At 35.4% G+C, this 19,821-nt stretch carries 20 protein-coding genes and 1 tRNA gene; 15 read left to right on the top strand and 6 right to left on the bottom strand.

Features of this window, described 5'->3' with window-relative positions; translation table 11 throughout:
* The first annotated feature begins 186 nt into the window (after positions 1–186).
* From HOO91_00540 to HOO91_00505, 8 genes are all read left to right on the top strand, one after another.
* On the top strand, positions 187–1,515 hold the full coding sequence (locus HOO91_00540) for a UDP-glucose/GDP-mannose dehydrogenase family protein (GenBank protein NOU16031.1): 1,329 nt from the start codon (positions 187–189) through the stop codon (positions 1,513–1,515).
* Positions 1,516–1,525: 10 nt separating this feature from the next.
* A complete protein-coding gene (locus HOO91_00535; protein ID NOU16030.1) occupies positions 1,526–2,467 on the top strand; it encodes an SDR family oxidoreductase in 942 nt (313 codons plus the stop codon).
* Positions 2,468–2,471: 4 nt separating this feature from the next.
* Positions 2,472–3,344 carry a glucose-1-phosphate thymidylyltransferase RfbA gene (gene rfbA, locus HOO91_00530; GenBank protein NOU16029.1) on the top strand — a complete coding sequence of 291 codons (873 nt, stop codon included), beginning with the start codon at positions 2,472–2,474 and terminating at the stop codon, positions 3,342–3,344.
* Positions 3,344–3,907, top strand: coding sequence for a dTDP-4-dehydrorhamnose 3,5-epimerase (rfbC, locus tag HOO91_00525; GenBank protein NOU16028.1), 564 nt, complete (start codon positions 3,344–3,346; stop codon positions 3,905–3,907). The genes rfbA and rfbC overlap by 1 nt, the downstream gene beginning before the upstream one ends.
* Positions 3,894–4,781, top strand: coding sequence for a dTDP-4-dehydrorhamnose reductase (rfbD, locus tag HOO91_00520; protein ID NOU16027.1), 888 nt, complete (start codon positions 3,894–3,896; stop codon positions 4,779–4,781). The genes rfbC and rfbD overlap by 14 nt, the downstream gene beginning before the upstream one ends.
* Positions 4,782–4,785: 4 nt before the next feature.
* Positions 4,786–6,531 carry a phospho-sugar mutase gene (locus tag HOO91_00515; protein ID NOU16026.1) on the top strand — a complete coding sequence of 582 codons (1,746 nt, stop codon included), beginning with the start codon at positions 4,786–4,788 and terminating at the stop codon, positions 6,529–6,531.
* Between the two features lie 443 nt (positions 6,532–6,974).
* A complete protein-coding gene (locus HOO91_00510) occupies positions 6,975–7,484 on the top strand; it encodes a hypothetical protein (GenBank protein ID NOU16025.1) in 510 nt (169 codons plus the stop codon).
* A 360-nt stretch (positions 7,485–7,844) separates the two neighbouring features.
* Positions 7,845–8,261, top strand: coding sequence for a YjbQ family protein (locus HOO91_00505; GenBank protein ID NOU16024.1), 417 nt, complete (start codon positions 7,845–7,847; stop codon positions 8,259–8,261).
* Between the two features lie 22 nt (positions 8,262–8,283).
* Here the strand turns inward: HOO91_00505 and HOO91_00500 are convergent, their stop codons facing one another.
* Positions 8,284–8,871, bottom strand: coding sequence for a hypothetical protein (locus HOO91_00500; protein ID NOU16023.1), 588 nt, complete (start codon positions 8,869–8,871; stop codon positions 8,284–8,286).
* 90 nt (positions 8,872–8,961) lie between these two features.
* Positions 8,962–10,380, bottom strand: a complete 1,419-nt coding sequence (locus HOO91_00495; GenBank protein NOU16022.1) for an AAA family ATPase — start codon at positions 10,378–10,380, stop codon at positions 8,962–8,964.
* A gap of 600 nt (positions 10,381–10,980) precedes the next feature.
* On the opposite strand from HOO91_00495, the gene HOO91_00490 reads away from it, so the two are divergent.
* From HOO91_00490 to HOO91_00480, 3 genes are all read left to right on the top strand, one after another.
* Positions 10,981–11,832: a DUF3822 family protein gene (locus HOO91_00490; GenBank protein NOU16021.1), complete on the top strand. Its 852-nt coding sequence runs from the start codon at positions 10,981–10,983 to the stop codon at positions 11,830–11,832.
* Positions 11,823–12,374, top strand: a complete 552-nt coding sequence (locus tag HOO91_00485; GenBank protein ID NOU16020.1) for a methyltransferase — start codon at positions 11,823–11,825, stop codon at positions 12,372–12,374. Before HOO91_00490 ends, HOO91_00485 begins: the two co-directional genes overlap by 10 nt.
* A gap of 298 nt (positions 12,375–12,672) precedes the next feature.
* Positions 12,673–12,746: transfer RNA gene (locus tag HOO91_00480), tRNA-Asp, on the top strand.
* Positions 12,747–13,733: 987 nt separating this feature from the next.
* Here the strand turns inward: HOO91_00480 and HOO91_00475 are convergent.
* Complete coding sequence (locus HOO91_00475; GenBank protein ID NOU16019.1) at positions 13,734–14,111, bottom strand: hypothetical protein; 378 nt, start codon at positions 14,109–14,111, stop codon at positions 13,734–13,736.
* A gap of 1,034 nt (positions 14,112–15,145) precedes the next feature.
* Here HOO91_00475 and HOO91_00470 point away from each other — a divergent pair.
* From HOO91_00470 to HOO91_00460, 3 genes are read left to right on the top strand one after another with little or no spacing between them, the layout of a single operon-like run.
* The gene (locus HOO91_00470; protein ID NOU16018.1) at positions 15,146–15,739 is read left to right on the top strand and encodes a molecular chaperone Tir; all 594 of its coding nucleotides are present in this window, start codon (positions 15,146–15,148) and stop codon (positions 15,737–15,739) included.
* 13 nt (positions 15,740–15,752) lie between these two features.
* Positions 15,753–16,268, top strand: a complete 516-nt coding sequence (locus HOO91_00465; protein ID NOU16017.1) for a hypothetical protein — start codon at positions 15,753–15,755, stop codon at positions 16,266–16,268.
* A 3-nt stretch (positions 16,269–16,271) separates the two neighbouring features.
* On the top strand, positions 16,272–16,721 hold the full coding sequence (locus tag HOO91_00460; GenBank protein ID NOU16016.1) for a DUF4231 domain-containing protein: 450 nt from the start codon (positions 16,272–16,274) through the stop codon (positions 16,719–16,721).
* A gap of 430 nt (positions 16,722–17,151) precedes the next feature.
* Here the strand turns inward: HOO91_00460 and HOO91_00455 are convergent, their stop codons facing one another.
* Both HOO91_00455 and HOO91_00450 read right to left on the bottom strand, forming a co-directional pair.
* Positions 17,152–17,547, bottom strand: coding sequence for a HEPN domain-containing protein (locus tag HOO91_00455; GenBank protein ID NOU16015.1), 396 nt, complete (start codon positions 17,545–17,547; stop codon positions 17,152–17,154).
* The gene (locus HOO91_00450; protein NOU16014.1) at positions 17,531–17,851 is read right to left on the bottom strand and encodes a nucleotidyltransferase domain-containing protein; all 321 of its coding nucleotides are present in this window, start codon (positions 17,849–17,851) and stop codon (positions 17,531–17,533) included. Before HOO91_00450 ends, HOO91_00455 begins: the two co-directional genes overlap by 17 nt.
* Positions 17,852–18,385: 534 nt before the next feature.
* On the opposite strand from HOO91_00450, the gene HOO91_00445 reads away from it, so the two are divergent.
* On the top strand, positions 18,386–19,093 hold the full coding sequence (locus HOO91_00445) for a DNA alkylation repair protein (GenBank protein NOU16013.1): 708 nt from the start codon (positions 18,386–18,388) through the stop codon (positions 19,091–19,093).
* A 148-nt stretch (positions 19,094–19,241) separates the two neighbouring features.
* Here the strand turns inward: HOO91_00445 and HOO91_00440 are convergent, their stop codons facing one another.
* Entirely contained in the window at positions 19,242–19,757 is a 516-nt protein-coding gene (locus HOO91_00440) for a hypothetical protein (GenBank protein ID NOU16012.1), read from the bottom strand.
* Positions 19,758–19,821 lie beyond the last annotated feature (64 nt).

The following is a 19,821-nucleotide window of genomic DNA, read 5'->3' as shown; positions in this document are numbered from 1 at the left end:
GGAAAAAAAGTTTAAAATATTGTGTTATTATTCATTTAACAACAGATGATTTGTGGTAAAACTTCTTTAAAAAACATTTATCAATTAAAAACCTTTAATAATATTTCATTTTTTAAACTTATTTTTGACTTTCAAAATTTGATAAAAATAATCTTTTGTTGAACTCATTGTAAATAATGCATTAATATGAAAATTTCAGTTGTTGGTACTGGTTACGTAGGTTTAGTTACGGGTACCTGCTTTGCAGAAACTGGTGTTATTGTTACCTGTGTTGATATTGATAAAAATAAAATTGATAATCTTAAAAAAGGAATCATACCGATATTTGAACCAGGATTGGAAACCATGGTTCGTAAAAATGTTGAAAAGGAACGACTCTTTTTTACAACAAGCCTCAAAGATAGCCTTGATGGGGTTGAAACAGTTTTTATTGCAGTGGGAACTCCTCCAGATGAAGATGGCAGTGCTGATTTAAAACATGTTATTGCTGTAGCAAGGGAGGTTGGTCAACATATGACACAATATTTAGTAGTTACCACAAAAAGTACCGTACCCATTGGCACAGCAAAAAAAGTTAAGGCTGCCGTGCAAGAGGAATTAGATAAGCGTGGAGTCAAAATACCTTTCGATGTTGCATCAAATCCTGAATTCCTTAAAGAGGGTGCTGCTATTGATGATTTCTTAAAACCTGATAGAATTGTTATTGGTACCGAATCCGAGGAAGCAGTAAAATTGATGAAAAAACTTTACAAACCATTCCTGTTAAATGGACATCCAATCATTTTTATGGATATTCCATCCGCTGAACTCACCAAATATACAGCTAATGCTATGTTGGCAACAAGAATTAGCTTTATGAACGACATTGCTAATTTATGCGAAATTGTAGGTGCCGATGTAAATATGGTTCGTAAAGGAATTGGTTCAGACACGAGAATTGGAAACAAATTCATTTACCCTGGGGCAGGTTATGGGGGCAGCTGCTTCCCTAAAGATGTTAAAGCTTTAATTAAAACTGCTGATGAGCATAAGTATAGATTAGAGGTTCTAAAGGCAGTTGAATCGGTAAATGATAGGCAGAAAGAGATTATTTTCGATAAAATAAATTCTCATTTTAAAGGACAGCTAAAGGGGAAACGGATTGCTATTTGGGGTCTTTCGTTCAAACCCAATACTGATGATATGCGCGAAGCGCCATCCTTGGTGGTAATCTCTAAATTACTCGAAGCTGGTGCTACAGTTAAGGCATACGATCCAGTTGCTATGGAAGAGACAAAGCATAAAATTGGAAATTCAATAGTTTATGCAATTGATCCGCATGATGCTGCACTTGATGCTGATGCACTTGTACTAATGACCGAGTGGCAAGAATTCAGGACTCTTGATTATAAGATGCTCGCAAAAATTTTAAAATCTAAAGTAATTTTTGATGGTAGGAATATCTACGAACCAAACGAGATGCTGGAAGAAGGTTTTGTTTACTATAGCATAGGTCGTAGAACAATTAATATATAGGACTTAAAAAATGAAAAGAATTCTAGTAACTGGCGGCGCAGGTTTCTTAGGTTCACATTTATGTGAACGTTTAATAAATGAAGGTAACGAGGTAATTTGCGTTGATAATTTTTTTACAGGAAACAAGCAAAATGTAATACATCTAATTGGCAATCCTTACTTTGAGCTAGTTCGACACGATATTACTTCACCTTTTTTTGCCGAAGTAGATGAAATATATAATCTAGCATGTCCTGCTTCTCCCATCCACTATCAGTATAATGCAATTAAGACGGTAAAAACCTCTGTGATGGGTGCAATAAACATGCTTGGTTTAGCAAAAAGGGTTCACGCAAAAATTCTTCAAGCATCAACTAGTGAAGTTTATGGTGATCCTACAGTACATCCTCAACCAGAATCATATTGGGGAAATGTGAATCCAATTGGACCACGCTCTTGCTATGATGAGGGAAAACGATGTGCAGAAACCCTTTTTGTTAATTACCATGAGCAGAATAAAGTTAAAATCAAGATTGTTCGAATTTTCAACACATATGGCCCTAGAATGAGCGTTAATGATGGTCGGGTTGTTTCAAATTTTGTCATTCAGGCCTTACAAAATCAGGATATTACAATTTTTGGGAATGGTAAACAAACCCGAAGTTTTATGTACGTTGATGATTTGATTGAAGGCTTTATTAGGATGATGAATACTCCTGATACTGTAACTGGCCCTATAAACCTTGGAAACCCTGTGGAATTCACCATGATTGAACTTGCTGAGAAAATCATTGCACTTACAAAAAGTAAATCAAAACTGATTCACAAGCCATTACCACAAGATGATCCAACTCAAAGAAAGCCAGATATTACTCAAGCCAAAAATACACTTAACGGGTGGTACCCAAAAGTTAAGCTAGAGGATGGTCTTGTACCAACCATTGAGTATTTTAGTAAAATTATTAAATCGTAATATTATGAAAGGAATAATACTTGCTGGTGGAGCTGGAACACGGTTGTATCCTATCACTAAAAGCATATCTAAACAGATAATACCCATATACGATAAACCGATGATTTACTACCCATTATCGGTACTTATGCTTGGGGGTATTCGGGAAATATTAATTATATCAACACCCAAAGATATTGGTTTATATAAGGATCTGTTTGGTGACGGATCTCATATAGGTTTAAAAATAGAATATGCTGAGCAACCGTCACCTGACGGGTTAGCTCAAGCATTCATTATTGGCGATAAATTCATTGGCAACGATAGCGTGTGCCTAGTTCTTGGTGATAATATCTTTTATGGTCATGGTTTTGGCGGAACTCTTAAGGAATGCGCAAATCTAAAGGATGGTGCTATAGTTTTTGGTTACTATGTTAACGATCCTCAACGATATGGTGTTGCTGAATTTGATAAGCAAGGAAAAGTTTTAAGCCTTGAGGAGAAGCCCAAAAATCCTAAATCAAACTATGCAGTTACGGGCTTGTATTTCTATAGTAACGATGTTATTGCAAAGGCAAAGGGGTTAAAACCTTCTACTCGGGGTGAACTGGAAATTACGGATTTAAACCGACTTTATCTTAATGAGAACAGACTAAACGTTAAACTTCTTACTCGTGGAATGGCCTGGTTAGATACAGGAACACACGAGAGTATGCTTCAAGCCTCAAATTTTATTCAAACAATTGAGGATAGGCAGGGGCTAAAGATTGCCTGTTTAGAGGAAATTGCATACAAAAGTGGATTTATTACAAAAGAGATGCTGTTAAAACTTGCAGAACCTTTAAAGAACAATCAATACGGAAGTTACCTTTTACGAATTGCAAACGAGGATATATAATGAAGATTATTGAAACCACTTTCCCAGATTTATTCATTCTTGAACCCACAATCTTTGGCGATTCTCGTGGTTATTTCCTTGAGAGTTATAATAAAAAAATCCTTGAAGGAAAAGGAATCAATTATACTTTCATTCAGGATAATGAATCTAAGTCTGTAAAAGGAGTAATACGAGGATTGCATTACCAATTGGCTCCCTACGCACAAACAAAGCTAATTCGTGTTATCGATGGGAGTATCTTGGATGTTGTTGTTGATATCAGAAAAGGCTCTCCTACGTATGGGAAACACTTTTCCATTGAACTCTCCGGAGATAACAAAAAACAACTCTTAATACCAAAAGGGTTTGCTCATGGATTTTCAGTTTTAAGTGAATCTGTGATTGTAAACTATAAGTGTGATGTTTTTTATCAACCTGATGCTGAAAGAGGAATTCTTTATAATGATCCTGAATTAGGGATTGATTGGAAAACAAATCTTAATAATGCGCTGATATCTGCAAAGGATAATGTAAATCCTATTTTTTCAAAAGCAGAAATGAATTTTCTCTATGGAAAAAAGTAGCATAGTGTTGGTTACAGGTTCTAATGGACAGCTTGGGTCTGAGATTAAAGCAATATCTAACCTCTACCCTACTCTAAGTTTTATTTTTACCGATGTTAATGAACTAAATATCACCGATTCCAAGGCTGTTGAAGAGTATATTAAAAATACCAACCCTAGCTTTGTTATAAATTGTGCAGCATACACTGCCGTTGATAAATCGGAAACGGAAATGGCAGCTGCTACTTTGCTGAATTCTGTTGCTCCCAGAATTATCGCCAATGCATGTAAAGCCAATGGGTGCAAGATGATTCATATCTCTACCGATTATGTTTTTGATGGAGATGCATATCAACCTTACAATGAATTATCACCTGTAAATCCTACGTCTCATTATGGTAAAAGTAAACTCAAAGGTGAAGAGAATGTAATAGAATCGGGTGTTGGAATGGTTATAAGGACATCTTGGTTATACTCATCCTTTGGTCATAATTTTGTTAAAACAATTATACGAAACGCAAAGGTCAAACCTGAACTTAGAGTTGTTTTCGATCAGGTTGGATGCCCAACATACGCCAAGGATTTGGCAGATGTAATTCTAAAGATTATATCAAGTAAAAAAGAATCATTTGTACCCTCTGTATTCCATTACTCGAACGAAGGGGTTTGCAGCTGGTACGATTTTGCATTTGAAATAGTGAACCTAACAAAACTCGAATGTAAAATTATCCCCATAGAAACTAAAGATTATCCATTACCAGCAAAACGTCCACACTATAGCGTTTTCAATAAAGAAAAAATACGCAATCAGTATGGTTTAGAGATACCTCACTGGAGCAAAAGTTTATCCAATTGTATTAACATAATTATGAAAGATGGTTTACTAAATCTTTAAGGCTATGAGTGAAAAAGAAATTGAAATGATGGTTCTTGAGAAAGCCAAGAGTTGGACTAAACCGCCATTTGACAAGGAAACCCGTGAAAAGGTAAACTACCTTATTGAGAATGACAGAAAAGAACTTATTGAATCGTTTTATCGGGAATTAGAATTCGGGACAGGCGGTCTACGCGGAATTATGGGTGTTGGTTCTAACCGAATGAACATCTATACTGTTGGCATGGCAACACAGGGTCTTTGCAACTATCTTATAAAGCAATTTCATAGTTTACCAGAAATAAGGATCGCCATAGCCTACGATTCCCGCAACAATAGTAAACTATTTGCCGAAACTGTTTCAAATATCTTCTCCGCTAATAAAATAAAGGTATACCTTTTTGAATCGCTCAGACCTACCCCTGAGTTAAGCTTCACCATTAGAACCTTTAAATGTCAATGCGGGATTGTAATTACAGCATCCCATAACCCAAAGGAATACAATGGATATAAGGTTTACTGGGAGGATGGCGGGCAAATTGTTCCCCCGCACGATAAAAATATAATAGCAGAAGTTCAGAGCATTAAAAACATCTCTGAGGTAAAATCTAAAGGGAATAGCAATCTCATTCAGACTATCGGTAGCGAGATGGACGAGATATACCTGAACACCCTAGCATCACTATCACTTTCACCAGAAATAATCAGGAAGCATAAAAGCCTAAAACTGGTTTATACACCTATTCATGGGTCAGGTGTGGACTTGGTACCAAGAGCGCTAAGAAAATTCGGTTTCGAAAATATAATTAGTATCCCAAAGCAAAATGTAATTGACGGTAATTTTCCAACTGTTGTCTCCCCCAACCCGGAGGAATCTGCAGCATTAAAACTTGCTTTAGAAAAAGCAGCGGAAAAGGATGCCGATCTGATTATGGCAACCGATCCTGATGCCGATAGGGTTGGAATTGGGGTAAAAAACGATGAAGGGAAATTTATCTTACTAAACGGCAATCAAGCTGCTTCTATCCTAATATACTACATCCTAAGAATGTGGAAGGAAAAGGGTAAATTAAGAGGGAAAGAGTTTATTGTTAAAACCATTGTAACAACCGATTTATTGGCTGATATTGCTAATAAATTTGGTGTTGAAAATTTTGAAGTTCTTACTGGTTTTAAATACATAGCTGAGAAGATAAAGAGCCTAGAGGGTGAAAAGTCATTTATTGCAGGAGGCGAAGAAAGCTACGGCTATCTTGTTGGCGATTCAATCCGCGATAAGGATGCAGTTATAAGCTGTGCCATGTTTGCCGAAATTACCGCTTGGGCTAAGGAGAATGGAAAATCGCTATACCAACTTTTACTCGAAATATACAATGAGTTTGGCCTATACAAGGAGCACCTTGTTTCCTTAACCCTTAAAGGGAAAGAGGGTGTAGAAGAGATTAAAGCGATGATGGTAAAATACAGAACCAATCCACCAAAAACCATCGATGGGTCAACAGTTTTGCTATTCCACGACTATTTGAAACAGGAAACAGTAAACCTCCAATCAGGAACAAAAACAAAGCTTAACCTTCCAAAATCTGATGTTGTTCAATTTATATCAGCGGATGGCACCAAAGTATCTGTTCGTCCTTCCGGCACTGAACCTAAAATCAAATTCTACTTTGGCGTTAAGGGAGCAATGAAATCAACAAAAGATTATCCTAATGCCGTAAAGGAACTAGACGATAAAATAAATCGAATTATAAAGGAATTATATATAGGCTAGTCCCAAAGTCATTTTAATTCAACACACAAAAGGCACAATGCGATAAACTTGCATTGTGCCTTTTGGTAATGATGCCAACTATATTTGGAATCATTACCTTTAAGGTTGACTTAATCACAAGATCGAAATGCAACCACCCCTCTCATAAGGAAAAACATAGAAGCATTCTATTTAAAATTCACCACATTATCCGCTATACCATAATTCAAAGGATTCTAAACACATCAAAAAAATTGATCTTAAAAATCCTTTGCATAATTAAACGGTATAGCTATTTTCATACAACAAATTATATCATCGTAATACACAAAAAAGTTATTATAGTTTAGTTTAATATTATATTTAAGTTTACCCATAAAGTGGTATAATATTGATATTAAAAATACCACGGTCGATAAATGTTGGTGAATAAGAAGTGAAAATTAACAATAATAACCTGCCCTATGGAATACTATGAAAATCCAGTTGAAGAATTAATTGTTTTAGACAAACGAATTAATTGCTTAAACGAAAAATGTGTACAAATCGATCAACGTACAAATAGCATTGAAAAAAGAAAACTTAGCTTGTATGATCAATTTGTTAAACTAGAGGATAGCCGCATTAAAATTCCAATTAACTTCGAGTTATTGTTTACTCAACTAATTGAAATTGTAGAAAAACATGATGAGCTCAGTACAAATTGGGATAAACTTGTTCAACAAAGAAATGCCATAAACAATAATGAAGAGTTTATGGAAAAACTTATACTTGAACGCAACAACTCAATCACCACTAATAATCAAAGAGTTAAGATTGAAGTAATGCTTATACAATGTGAACAAATATTAGCAAGACAAAAGAGAACAATATCACAAATAGAAGAAGCTCTTACCGAAGAGGAACGAATATTAGCAGAAATTGAAAAGAAATTCGAAGAGTTGAATATTAAGCCTAACGTGAGTTCGATATAAGAAATGTAATAATATATTCATTTGCTGATATTTATAATTATTTAGTGCGATGATGGAAGGTTGGAATGATGGAATAATGGAGAACAAGGGGTTAGATTTTTGCTTGTACCCTCCATTTTTCCAATTTTCCACTATTCCATTGATTCAAATAAAACAAATTGATTGATATATAGATCAATACATTGTTTCTTACGTCGAGCTGACGTTAAGCCTAACTAAGCACTAATTATATCTACGTTTGCCTATACTGCAATCTCGTACCGCTATTTAAAAATATTGAAGTCAAAAAACTTCAGTTAGTATGAGTTTTTAAAATTTCCGTATTTTTCATAGCTTGCAATTTGAAAAAATAATTCAACTATGAAATCATTCCGCAAAGAACTTTGGTTCGAAACCAGAAATAGAAGAGAACTTATAAATATTACCCGTGATGTTCAAATATGCATTGCCGAAAGCGGCATCAAAGAGGGTTTGGTACTCGTGAATGCAATGCATATAACCTCAAGTATTTTTATTAATGATGATGAGAGTGGATTACACCACGACTTTGAGGTATGGCTTGAGAAGTTAGCCCCAGAGAAACCCCACTCCCAATACAAGCACAATGGTTTTGAGGATAATGCGGATGCTCATCTAAAACGTACTATCATGGGCAGAGAGGTTGTTGTAGCTCTAACCAAAGGAGAATTGGACTTTGGCCCATGGGAACAGATATTCTATGGAGAATTTGATGGTAAACGAAGGAAAAGAGTTTTAGTTAAGATAATTGGGGAGTAGGATAAGTGTTTAGTATAAATATTTAGTGTTTAGTGTTTGAGATAATCTCTATTCTTATCATCAACATTAATAGTATAGAAATACAAATTATTGCCCGAACAGAGTAAACAGTTGCCAATATCCCTTTGCTGGAAATTAATGAGATACACGGAGCAATAAGCATGGCAATCCAAACCGAAAAGGGTTCAGTATTCTCCTTCGATTCAAAGAGCCTTTTTATAACCGGAAAGTAAGCTATAACCAGAATTCCCTGAATGCAGATATTCGTGACTAAATGATTCTGGGTAATAATCCAAAATAGGACTATTATTAGAACCCCAATCAGACATCCTTTATCGAATCGGGTAAACTTGGAACTTTTATCGCCATAAATTGCAATTGCAATGGATACCGTAACGGCAAGAACAATATCAGTAGTATTAAGAATATTATCTAAAAATCCATAATTATCTTTAGCCATATAGGTTATTAAACTCATGGCAACTGCAATGGTGAAGAAAATCCACATTGCCAATGCTGGCTTAATCCTTTTCTTATATAGCAACCAGCAATAAGTTACGGTTATTAGTAAGTTTAAAATGCTAACTGTGTAAATTGAAAAATCTCTCATTCGGGTTGGGTTATTTGGTTATTGAGTTACTTGGTTATTGGTTATTGAGTTGCTGTCTTCGGTCTTCTGTCTTCCCTCTTCCCTCTCCCCTCACTCTCCAAAAAACTTTTTATCAAAATTTACCAGATATACCTTATCGGTCGCACGGGTTAAAGCAGTGTAAAGCCATCGCAGGTATTCGCGGGATATCATATCCTCCTTAAAAAATCCTTGATCGATAAACACGTTGCGCCACTGCCCACCCTGTGCTTTGTGACAGGTAACTGCGTAAGCAAATTTTACTTGAATTGCATTAAAGTATGGATCTTCCTTAATCTTTTTAAGTCTTGCTGGTTTTGTTTTAATGTGATTATAATCCTCCGCTATTTTGGTATACAACTCCTTATTCTGAGCGGACGTTAATGAGGGTCCTTCAATTGTTAGCGTGTCGAGAAGGATTTTAACATCAATCTCCTGATTCTGGTAATCAATAAGCTTTATGGTAACATCAGCATACTTAAAGCCGTAAAGGTCGGAGCGTTTTCCAATGCGGGTAACCTCAACAATATCACCATTTGCTATAAAACCAATATCGGGTTTATCCTCAACCCAGAAGTAGCTATTCCTTACCACCATTAGGAAATCACCAACCGATAGCTCCTCTTCCTTATATAAAATCCTACTCCGAATGCCCTCATTATACTTATTTGCTCGTTTATTGGAGTATGATAGTACAACGTTTCCCTCACGTCCATGCTTATCGTACTCGGAGCTGAGGGTTTCAATTAAATCACCGCCCGATAATCGAAGAATATCGTTAAAACCACGAAGCTTAAAGTTTGGAATATCAATAATATCGGAATCCAACATCTCCCTAATGATTGTAGCGTTATGAAGGATTCCAGAATCTGCCTCCTGGCGAACCACCTCGGTTAAATCGGCTTGAATTACATTTAAATCAAAAGTTTCCAAAACCGATGAATCAAGGGCTGGGCTGATATCCATTCCAACTGGTGGAAGCTGGGCAACATCGCCAACAATTATCAACCTACAAGCGGTTCCACGACCAACAAAATCGATAAGATCGTTTAAAAGTTTACCAGTTCCAAAGATGCTATCCTCATACGATGAGTTCGATAGCATCGAGGCCTCATCAACTATAAAGATGGCATTCTTTAGCATGTTGATATTCAAATCGAACTTCCCTTCCCCATCCTTCATCCCCTTTTGGCGGTATATCCACTTGTGAATGGTGTATGCAGGAAATCCACAGTAGGATGATAAAACCTTTGCCGCACGACCCGTTGGGGCAAGGAGTACGTAAGGAATTTTAAAGCCCGATAATGTTTTAACAAAGCTGGCTATTAATGATGTTTTCCCCGTTCCTGCATATCCTTTAAGCAGGAAGCATTGTTTTGAGTTGGGATTAGTTACAAATTGCGATAACAGCTCAATAGCTTCCTCCTGCCCTTTTGTTGGTTTAAAGCCTATGTTCGAGGTTATTATATTATTTAAACGGTCTTTTAACATTCTGGAATTCTATCGCAATTAAGAGTTAGCAAACTTAATCTAATTCATGTATAGTTATTCATTTTGGGGTTTGATTTCATTAGCCCCAGATAAAAATAATATCAATCCTATCAAAACAATAAAGAACAATGCTTTGAGGTATATTACGCTCCTACGGAGCTTATTTTTTCGATTGCTATCTTTTTCTACAAATATTATCGCGGAGCTACCGCTTGAAAAGCTGCAGAGCAGTGTAATATTTGTAGTAATCAATTTACATATAGAAGTCAGAGCTGCAGAGCAGCGCAATATTAATCTGAATGATTAAAGGCTATTGATTAAAACGGTTTATTAGAGGTGGTTTTGAATATCTAAATCAAGGTCATTGGCTTGACGATTTTAGTACTGACGCTTCCAGTTCTTACGAATCTGGAAGGTCAATCAAACCGCTTAACCTAGCAGAGTCCGAAGGTTCTGCTAGCGTTTAAATAACCTTAGAACAACAACATTGATATCTATACTCTAATTTAAATCTGAATTTAATCATATAATTTTGAACTTTGATTTTATCACTATCTTTGTTAAACTCATTTAATCTATTTAGCATCAAAAAAGTAAATAATGGAAAAGATTGCAATAATTGACGAAACCTTCGATCCCTTTAGATGTGAATCGTATAACCTATCCGTTCAAATTTCGATGATGGGCTATAAGATTTGCGTAATAGATACGGTACGTGATTCTGTAATACTGCTTATTACTTCGCCCTTTGATGTTGCATTATCGGCTGGTGATGATTGGGGTAAAGTTGTTAATAATCTTTTCGTACAAGATGAAGTGCTAACGCACAAGTATAAAAATGTATTCTTCACATTCGAATCGCCTATATTTACAATAGTTCCAACAGAACTATTTGTACCCGAAAAATCAAAAATGTTGCTCGATTTGGTTCATCCTCTCCCAAATCTTTTTGAGATAAGATATAACCATGTGAAAGAGCTGAATGCAACAATAATATATGCGCTACCAACCTCTTTAGCATCTGGTTGGCTTAAAAAACAACCAAAGACAAAATTTATAGGATATTCAACTCCTCTGGTTACCCTTAGCGCATTGGCTAAACTAAGTAAGGACGAGCCTATTAATTACACCTACTTTAGCGAACAATGCTTTATTAATGTTATTGCCAAGAACAAGGAACTTTTATACTGCAACTCCTTTACCCTTTACGATATCAACGATACAGCCTACCATTTAATAAACTCCTGCAAGCTACTTGGCTTTGATCCCAACAAAATGGATATTGCCATAAACGGATCGTATAGCCAATTGGAAGCGTTGGAATCATTCCTAGCACAGTACTTTAGAAAAGTTAGTAGCAATAGCGTACTCGATGCGCATAACTTTGCTTACGCAATTGCTAAGTACAAAAATATCCATTGGAACCTATTTAACCTTACGCTATGCGAATAGTAAGCGGCAGGTTCAAAGGCAAAGTATTTAATCCACCTAAAAACTTTAACGCTAGGCCAACTACCGATTTTGCCAAGGAGGGTTTATTCAATATTATTTTAAATAATTTTGATTTTGAAGATATTGAAGTACTCGATCTCTTTGCGGGTACAGGTAGTATAAGCTTTGAATTTGCATCGAGGGGAACAAATAGGATTGATTTGGTTGAGCTAAACTTTAACCACCTAAAATTTATATCCGGTGTTATCCGGGATCTTGGGCTAAAGCAGATTCATACCATTAAAGGGAATGCTTTTCAGTACATAAAGGCATGCAGCTATAAGTATGATATCATTTTTGCCGATCCACCCTACGAAATGGATGGTATAGATTTAATCCCCGATATGATTTTTGAGAAGAGCCTTTTAAAGGACTATGGCTGGTTAATCCTTGAGCACTCCGCCAAGTATAACTTCGATATGCACCCCCATTTTTATAAGATGAGGAACTACGGAAGCGTACATTTCTCTATTTTTAAGGTAGATGTTAGTGCTGGGGATTAATTATCGCATTGACGCTTCCAGTTCTTACGAATCTGGAAGGTCTTTCAAACTGACAAACCTAGTAGAGTTCAAAGAACCTGCTAGCGTTTAAGAAATCATAAACAAATAATAAAACCAATTTTGATTTTACGCACCCTTCTTCTTTCAACTTTTCTATGCTCAAGTAAAAACATAAAAACCCATTGAATCAAACACTTCGCAAACATTACTATTTTTTTACAATAAAAGTTAAATTTTTTAGGCTTGAGGTGTTGTAATTTCAAAAGGAACGATTACATTTGCATCGCTTTAAAAAATTGGTTCGGTAGTTCAGTTGGTTAGAATGCCGCCCTGTCACGGCGGAGGTCGCGGGTTCGAGTCCCGTCCGGACCGCAAAAAGCCTCAGAAGATTCTGGGGCTTTTTCGTTTTTATCTCCCCATAAACCAATACATTAATATCTCATAAAATCTCTATCGCAATTTGCGATTATGATGATTAATGAACCGTTTGTAGGTAGGATTTCCTCTCTTTTAAGGGAGCACAAGGAAGTAATTTTGGAATAATTCCGTTTTACCTCCCCTACCCCTCCTTAAAAAAAGGAGGGGATTAGCTTCGCTTAAACAGTTCCTTTGCGTTTTTTCTTCTGCATTCTTGGCGGTTAAATAATATCTCTATCGCATTTTGCGATTATGATGATTAATTATGGGTAAGTGCTCGCCGTAGGGATAATCATATTCCAATGCTGTTTGGCTAAATAACAAGTCCGATAGGACTTGAATTTGAATAGCCCCAATGAAATTGGGGTGTTGATTAAAGGGTAACATTCCAACCCAGAATGGGTTGAACGTGGATATATGGCTAAATATTCAACCCATTCGAATACGGTGTTAAAAATTCAAACCTTTTCATTTTTATTATCGTCCATAAAAAAGTTCCGTAGGAACGAAATATTGGTAGAGAATAAATAATGTCAATTTTTAAGCTCCGTAGGAGCGACATATAATACGTTGATTCATATTTCGCTCCTACGGAGCTTAAATACATAATGAGGTTCTTTTCTACAAATATTACGCAACTACGTTGTTAGAAAAGAGCAAATGTTTTTTTAAATATGTTATCATTTTTAACACCCCACATTTCAAGGTTGGTAATCAATGGATTTAAAACCTCTGGTTTTACCGGAGGCTATTCGTATTCAAGCCCTTCTGGCTTAGCTAATCGTTATCGAGTTTTAGTTAACGGTAAGAGTTCCGAACTTTTAAAAAGTTGGGAACTCTAGGATTAGTAATCCCATTCACTACGAAAATGGAAATAAAAAAAGGGATTTCCCCTCATCCCTATTTAATAATATCTTAATTTTTATATGGATTATTGTATGGCTAGGTGTGCTGGTTGTTTGTGCTGGTAGTTGCAACCTTTTTAGATGAGCGTCTATAATCGCTCATGCGGAGACCTCCAACCTTTTCGAACTCCACGCTATCGAAACCATATTTGGCACCAACAACGTTGATAAATCGTTTGGATAGTTCCGCCAGCTCCCTTTCGGCAATATCGAGCTGGGTTGCAACGGCATCGGCTTGGGTAAGCAGAGTGTTGTAGGATTGGGTGAGGGTGTTTACCTCATCTATTTTGGTGGTGTAATCGGCTTCCGTTAGGCCGCGACCAAAGTTAATGGTGGTTTCGAATAGTTTCATCCCGGCTAGGCGGTTCTGCGCCTTTTCCAGTTCAACGGATGTTGCTCTTTTTCTATATGCCATAATTTTAATTTTTAAAGTGAAACATTAAAAAGTTTTTTAAAAAGTTGACGTGGGGAAAATCTCTCTTTTTTAGATGATACTTTTCGTTTTTAGCGTATCACTGCACATATAACTCCAAAATATGTGCAGCTATTGTATGATTAATGTTAAATACTCTAAAAATGTGTTAAAACAATTTATATAAACTAAAAAACAAGAAGGAAAAGTCGTTCGGGAAGGAAGGAAAGTGACTTTTCCTTTTTGTAAAGTCATTCGAGAAGGAAGGTTTTCGACTTTTCTTCCTTGTAAAGTCATTCGGGAAGGAAGGTTTGGGGCTTTCCTTTCTTAAAAAGTCATTCGGGAAGGAAGGTTAATGAATTTTCTTCCTTAAAAAGTGGTTCGGGAATGTAGGAAAGTGACTTTTCCATCCTGTTTTATCGTTCGGGAAGGAAGGTTTGGGGGTTTTCTATCTTGAAAAGTGATTTGGGGAAGGAAATTTATAAGGTCTGTTCAATAACTGTGACTGACAAATGGTGATACTAGGTTGTACCATATAACCCTGACCTCGGAGAGGTTGGATGTTTATAGAAATAGGATGTTAATTACATGTTCGACTCCTATGGAGTCGTATTCCTTCATAGTAAAGCATTACCTATAAACATTTAATCCCTATGGGATTTTGGGATAGGGCAATAGAATTTCCAACAAACTAAATTAGGCTAACTAATTGTTTAACTTTTTGAAACCAAAAGTTGTTTAATTTCCGTATACGTTGATTGAACGACTTTTTTTGATGGTAGATGTATGCTATGATTTGATAAAAGGTTTTGATAATCTGAGGATTTTTGTAAATTTGGTATAGTAAATTGAACTTGAATACTTTAATAAGACTAAAACGAGATCCTCTGATTGGCTGAAGTTATAAATCTATTGGGTTATAAAAGAGAGAATAGATGTGTTAAATTTTTGATGAAGAATAAGTAGGATGATGAATGTCAGAAGACTTTTCCCTATTAGGAGTCTTAAAAATATGATGAATTATAAAATACAATAAAATGGCACATAGAGTTTTTATATCATTTAAAACAGAGGATGAATCATTCAAAAACTATATTCAAAACAATTTAGGAATAGAAATGATTGATAAATCTTTGAATGAACCAATAGATTCAGAGGATGAAGAATATATTATGAGTAAAATCCGCAAGGACAATCTTTCAGATTCAACCGTAACAATCTTATTGATTGGAGAACATAGCGCAGAAACCAGAGGTGCGGACGAACAGTTTTATATAAAAAGAGAATTGCAAGCTTCATTATTTGATGGAAAAGCGAATTCAAAGAATGGAATACTTGGAATAGTTCTACCTAATATGACTGAGAAAATTTATAAGGGAAGTTATTCTTGCGATAGATGTAAAGGAGAACATAATGGTGTAGCAATTAATGATGAAACTGTTATTAAAGAATTTTCATGTAACTATTATATAAAATCTTTAGCAGATGGTAAATGTGGTTGGTCCGAAGAAGATAGATATTGCGTCCTAGTAAAATGGGAGGATTTTAAAGAAGATCCTGAAAAATATATTGACCAAGCATTTGATAAAAGGAGTAGCGAGATTGCAAAAAAAACAAAGGTTAGACCATAATAAAAGATAATGTATGCATAAAATACCTGTATTTGTTTCTTGTCCAACAACATTGAGTAAGGAGCAAGAAGAAAAACGAGATTTAATAATAAAGTTTCTAAAAGAGCTTCAATTGGAGGATAGAGCCTTAGGTAGAAGTGATTATCCAGCTGATTACCCTCTTAAAGAAGTTTATTTCATTGCAAAACATTGTGCAGGAGGCATAATACTTGGTTTTGAGCAAATTTGTGTACAAAAAGGCATAAGAAAGAGAAATACAGAAGAAGAAAAGGAGATACTAGAAGCATCTAATGTGCTGCTACCTACGCCTTGGAATCAATTGGAGGCTGGAATCCTATACGGATTAAAATTGCCTTTGCTTATTTTTAAAGAGAAAGGTATTGAAGGCGGAATATTTGATATTGGGATTTCAGATGTATTTATTCATGAAATGCCATCATCTAATCCAACCGAAGAAAAAACGAATGAACTAAAACATGTTTTCTTAAAATGGTATGGAAAAGTATCACAATTATATAATAACTATTAATTTATGGAAGTTGAAAAATATATTAATGATCGTCTTGATGGTCAAATAAATTGGTATAGCGATAAAAGTAGTATAAATAAAAATTACTACTACTTCTTTAAAACCACAGAGATTGTGTTTGCCGCTATAGTTCCTTTCCTAATAGCTTCATCGGAGGGATTATATATTGTAAAGTTTATTGCTGGAGTATTATCTATAGCAATTGGTATTATTTCTGGTGTTCTTATTGCTTTTAAGTTTCAGGAAAAGTGGATACAGTATAGGGCAACAAGCGAAAGTTTGAAACACGAGAAATATTTGTACGAAACAAAATCGGGAATGTACTTGAAAAATCCTGATTTCAGCGTATTTGTTGAAAGGGTAGAGTTTATAATATCAAAGGAGAATTCGGATTGGACTCAGATAGTAATATCAAAAGAGGTTAAGCCAGAAACTCCAAATTTGAATAGCTAACATAACGTTAGTTCTATATTAAATCCTTTGTTACCCCTTTCGGCTTAAGCTCTGTCTAAATCAAACTTATCAAAACAGGCTTTGCCTGTGAGAAGAGTAACTTACACCCCTCTTGCGCAGCATTGCAACCCTTGCAATAAACTAAAATCGGATAAACTATCGCATTTTGCGATAGGATGTGTAGTGGTAAATATAATGGAATAAGAGGGTGTCTGAAAAATCTAAAAATAACTCTCTTTTCTCTCTGTGCATCTCTGTGGCTTCTTCGTGATCTCTGTGTAACAATATTTAAAAAATTACACAGAGTTCCACAGATGACTTTTAAGACAGCCTTTTTACCAGATACGGTTAAGGTTCTACTTTAATCGAATATCGTAATAGGACAATGGTTTAATATGAAAGGGTTTGATTAGAGTGGCGGTCGAAATTTTTATTTTAATCCTATTAAATCAACTGAAAATGCTCGAAATTCCTCTGCAATTTGGATTGCGGTTTCGAGCTCTTCCTTTGTAAGTTTAATGATTTTATTAGGGTATCTTATTTGAACGCCATAATTATTTAAGGTAAAGGCTTTTCGGAACTTCGCTTCATCAATCTCAATGTTTCGGGAGAGTAATTCCAATAGGTAGACTAGGTCATGTGACCTTAGAAATTCAATTTTATTTAAAACTAAAATCGCTTTAATATATTTTTCTACCGCTTGTTGGCAGTGGAATGCAATGGTGTCGAAATAATCGGGTAGGTGAAGATAAATTATTTTGGCTGAACCTAAATCATGGTCTGCTTTTTCAATCCACTCCTTAATTTCCTCAATCTGCTCGCTCATAGAGTACTTTAGAATTTTTAATTGCGGTGCTTAAAAAAGAAAATCTTCTATTCTTCTCTTGCTCAAATTCAGATTTTGTATAAATCAGTATGTCAAAAGGTATCTCTGCCCCAATTAGTGACATACGAATATCAAATCCTCTTTTTTGTGGGGGCAAATCTGAATCTTGAATTATTAATAAATCTAAATCGCTATCCTCTTTCTGTGTTCCATTTGCATACGATCCAAATAAAATAATCTTATCGGGATTGAATCTTGCGGCAATCCGAATAGCAATCTCATTTATTTTGTTTGAATCGATCATAACATCTAAATTTGATGCAAGTTACTACATAATATTAAATGTATGTACAGGGTGTGTTCGTTTTTTTACCGAATGCTAGCTAGTATCTATATTTAGGCTTTGATAAACAATACCCCGTTCCACTTAGTTTAAATTATCAAAACAGACTTTGCCAGTGAAAACAGTAACTTATACTCTGCTTGCGCAGCATGGCAACCCTTGCAATAAACTAGAATGGGATAAACTATCGCATTTTGCGATAGGATGTGTAGTGCTAACCAATTTTGGTAATATAATGGAATAAGAGGGTGTTAGAAAAGTCTAAAAGCAACTCTCTTTTCTCTTTGTGCATCTCTGTGGCTTCTTCGTGATACTCTGTGTAACAATATTTTAAAAATTACACAGAGTTCCACAGAGATTAACACAAAGTTCCATAGAGGATTTTGGAGACACCCGCTAGCCAAAGTATAAATTTCAGAATCCTGAATGGGTTTAGTTTAGGTGCAATTAAAAAGTTTATTAATATTGTAAGCAAATAATGTAATTCGGAGAGATATGACAGCAAACGAAATTCTCATAGAACTTGAAAAGTACGGTGATAAGCAGACTAAAAGCACGCTAATGAAACATGGTGCAAGAGAGCCGTTCTTTGGTGTTAAGGTAGCCGATCTGAAAAAGATACTTAAGAAGACAAAAAAGAATCACGAGTTGTCTTTAGAACTTTATAAAACAGGGAATTCGGATGCTATGTATCTTGCCTGTTTAATGGCTGATGAGAAAAAAATATCCGAAGCACAATTAAACGATTGGATTGATAAAGCCTATTGGTTCTATTTAAATGAGTTTGCAGTTCCTTGGGTTGCCGCAGAAACAAGTTTTGGTTTTGAACTTGGGCTGAAGTGGATTCAATCGGATCAGGAAAGGATTGCTGCGGCGGGTTGGGTTGTTTTATCCTATTATGCTGGCGTAAATCAGGATGAGGATTTGGATATCAAAACGTATAGCCAGCTGCTCGACAGAGTTGCTAAAGAAATTCACAGCTCACCGAATAGAGTACGCATGACAATGAATGGATTTGTTATTGCCATTGCGACATTCATTAAGGAATTAACCGATAAGTCGAATGCTGTAGCCAGTAAAATTGGAAAAGTAGCAGTTGATATGAACGGAACTGCCTGTAAAGTTCCTTTAGCAACGGAATATATTAATAATAATATTGAAAAGAGGCAAGTTGGTAAAAAGCGTAAAACTGCTAGATGCTAAGACTAAGGGGTTCACGCAAAGAACGCCAAGTTTTCGCAAAGTTCGCAAAGAATATTATTCATTATTATTTCAACACTTTGCGAACTTCGCGTTTTTCTTTTATATGCTTTGCGAGAACTAATTTTGACTTTTCAGATAGATTTTTTAATTATTTTTTCTCCAGAGAATCGGGTCTGAATATTATTTTCTGATCGAGAATCATATCGTAAGCATCGGGCTCAAGAATGGTTGCAATTCTGAATATAGTATCTAAAAAAACAAGATCTTTATGATTAACCACCTCCCCTGCAAAAGTTTTAGTATGATATTTATGAATGATTGTGTATCCCATTAGAAGTCCCTTGTTTTTTTCAAGCAAATTCTTTAGGCTATCGAGTACATGTTTATTTACTGTAGGCTTAGCCTGCTGCTCCTCAATCTTATCGGATAAATAGTGAGTTAGTTCAGTTTTTTCGTACCTAATAGTAAAATCTTCAAATGAAATAGGTTTGTACTTCTTATACTCCTCTGGGTGTTTTCTAACCCAATTATTGATACTCACTTTTGCCTTTTCCTGTAAAGTAGATTTATCAACTTTCTTCTCAACAGGAGCTGAGCAGGATAACAAAATTAATATCATTGATACACCTAACGCTAGGAGGTGAATTTGATTGAGTATCTTCATAACTATAGTTTTAGAAGAAAATACGAATATAATAAAAAGGTGAATTAAATGCTAGTTCAAATAA

The sequence above is a fragment of the Bacteroidales bacterium genome (genome assembly GCA_013141385.1).
GTDB lineage: Bacteria > Bacteroidota > Bacteroidia > Bacteroidales > Tenuifilaceae > UBA8529.
This window is presented reverse-complemented; position numbering and strand designations above follow the sequence as displayed.

Excerpts from the sequence above, each read along its gene's own strand:
- HOO91_00510 (NOU16025.1), top strand. The coding sequence starts at position 6,975 with ATGGAATACTATGAAAATCCAGTTGAAGAATTAATTGTTTTAGACAAA.
- HOO91_00445 (NOU16013.1), top strand. The coding sequence starts at position 18,386 with ATGACAGCAAACGAAATTCTCATAGAACTTGAAAAGTACGGTGATAAG.
- HOO91_00505 (NOU16024.1), top strand. The coding sequence starts at position 7,845 with ATGAAATCATTCCGCAAAGAACTTTGGTTCGAAACCAGAAATAGAAGA.
- HOO91_00535 (NOU16030.1), top strand. The coding sequence starts at position 1,526 with ATGAAAAGAATTCTAGTAACTGGCGGCGCAGGTTTCTTAGGTTCACAT.
- HOO91_00500 (NOU16023.1), bottom strand. The coding sequence starts at position 8,871 with ATGAGAGATTTTTCAATTTACACAGTTAGCATTTTAAACTTACTAATA.
- HOO91_00495 (NOU16022.1), bottom strand. The coding sequence starts at position 10,380 with ATGTTAAAAGACCGTTTAAATAATATAATAACCTCGAACATAGGCTTT.
- HOO91_00540 (NOU16031.1), top strand. The coding sequence starts at position 187 with ATGAAAATTTCAGTTGTTGGTACTGGTTACGTAGGTTTAGTTACGGGT.
- HOO91_00450 (NOU16014.1), bottom strand. The coding sequence starts at position 17,851 with ATGATCGATTCAAACAAAATAAATGAGATTGCTATTCGGATTGCCGCA.
- HOO91_00460 (NOU16016.1), top strand. The coding sequence starts at position 16,272 with ATGGAAGTTGAAAAATATATTAATGATCGTCTTGATGGTCAAATAAAT.
- rfbD (NOU16027.1), top strand. The coding sequence starts at position 3,894 with ATGGAAAAAAGTAGCATAGTGTTGGTTACAGGTTCTAATGGACAGCTT.
- HOO91_00490 (NOU16021.1), top strand. The coding sequence starts at position 10,981 with ATGGAAAAGATTGCAATAATTGACGAAACCTTCGATCCCTTTAGATGT.
- HOO91_00470 (NOU16018.1), top strand. The coding sequence starts at position 15,146 with ATGGCACATAGAGTTTTTATATCATTTAAAACAGAGGATGAATCATTC.
- HOO91_00475 (NOU16019.1), bottom strand. The coding sequence starts at position 14,111 with ATGGCATATAGAAAAAGAGCAACATCCGTTGAACTGGAAAAGGCGCAG.
- rfbA (NOU16029.1), top strand. The coding sequence starts at position 2,472 with ATGAAAGGAATAATACTTGCTGGTGGAGCTGGAACACGGTTGTATCCT.
- HOO91_00455 (NOU16015.1), bottom strand. The coding sequence starts at position 17,547 with ATGAGCGAGCAGATTGAGGAAATTAAGGAGTGGATTGAAAAAGCAGAC.
- HOO91_00465 (NOU16017.1), top strand. The coding sequence starts at position 15,753 with ATGCATAAAATACCTGTATTTGTTTCTTGTCCAACAACATTGAGTAAG.
- HOO91_00515 (NOU16026.1), top strand. The coding sequence starts at position 4,786 with ATGAGTGAAAAAGAAATTGAAATGATGGTTCTTGAGAAAGCCAAGAGT.
- HOO91_00485 (NOU16020.1), top strand. The coding sequence starts at position 11,823 with ATGCGAATAGTAAGCGGCAGGTTCAAAGGCAAAGTATTTAATCCACCT.
- HOO91_00440 (NOU16012.1), bottom strand. The coding sequence starts at position 19,757 with ATGAAGATACTCAATCAAATTCACCTCCTAGCGTTAGGTGTATCAATG.
- rfbC (NOU16028.1), top strand. The coding sequence starts at position 3,344 with ATGAAGATTATTGAAACCACTTTCCCAGATTTATTCATTCTTGAACCC.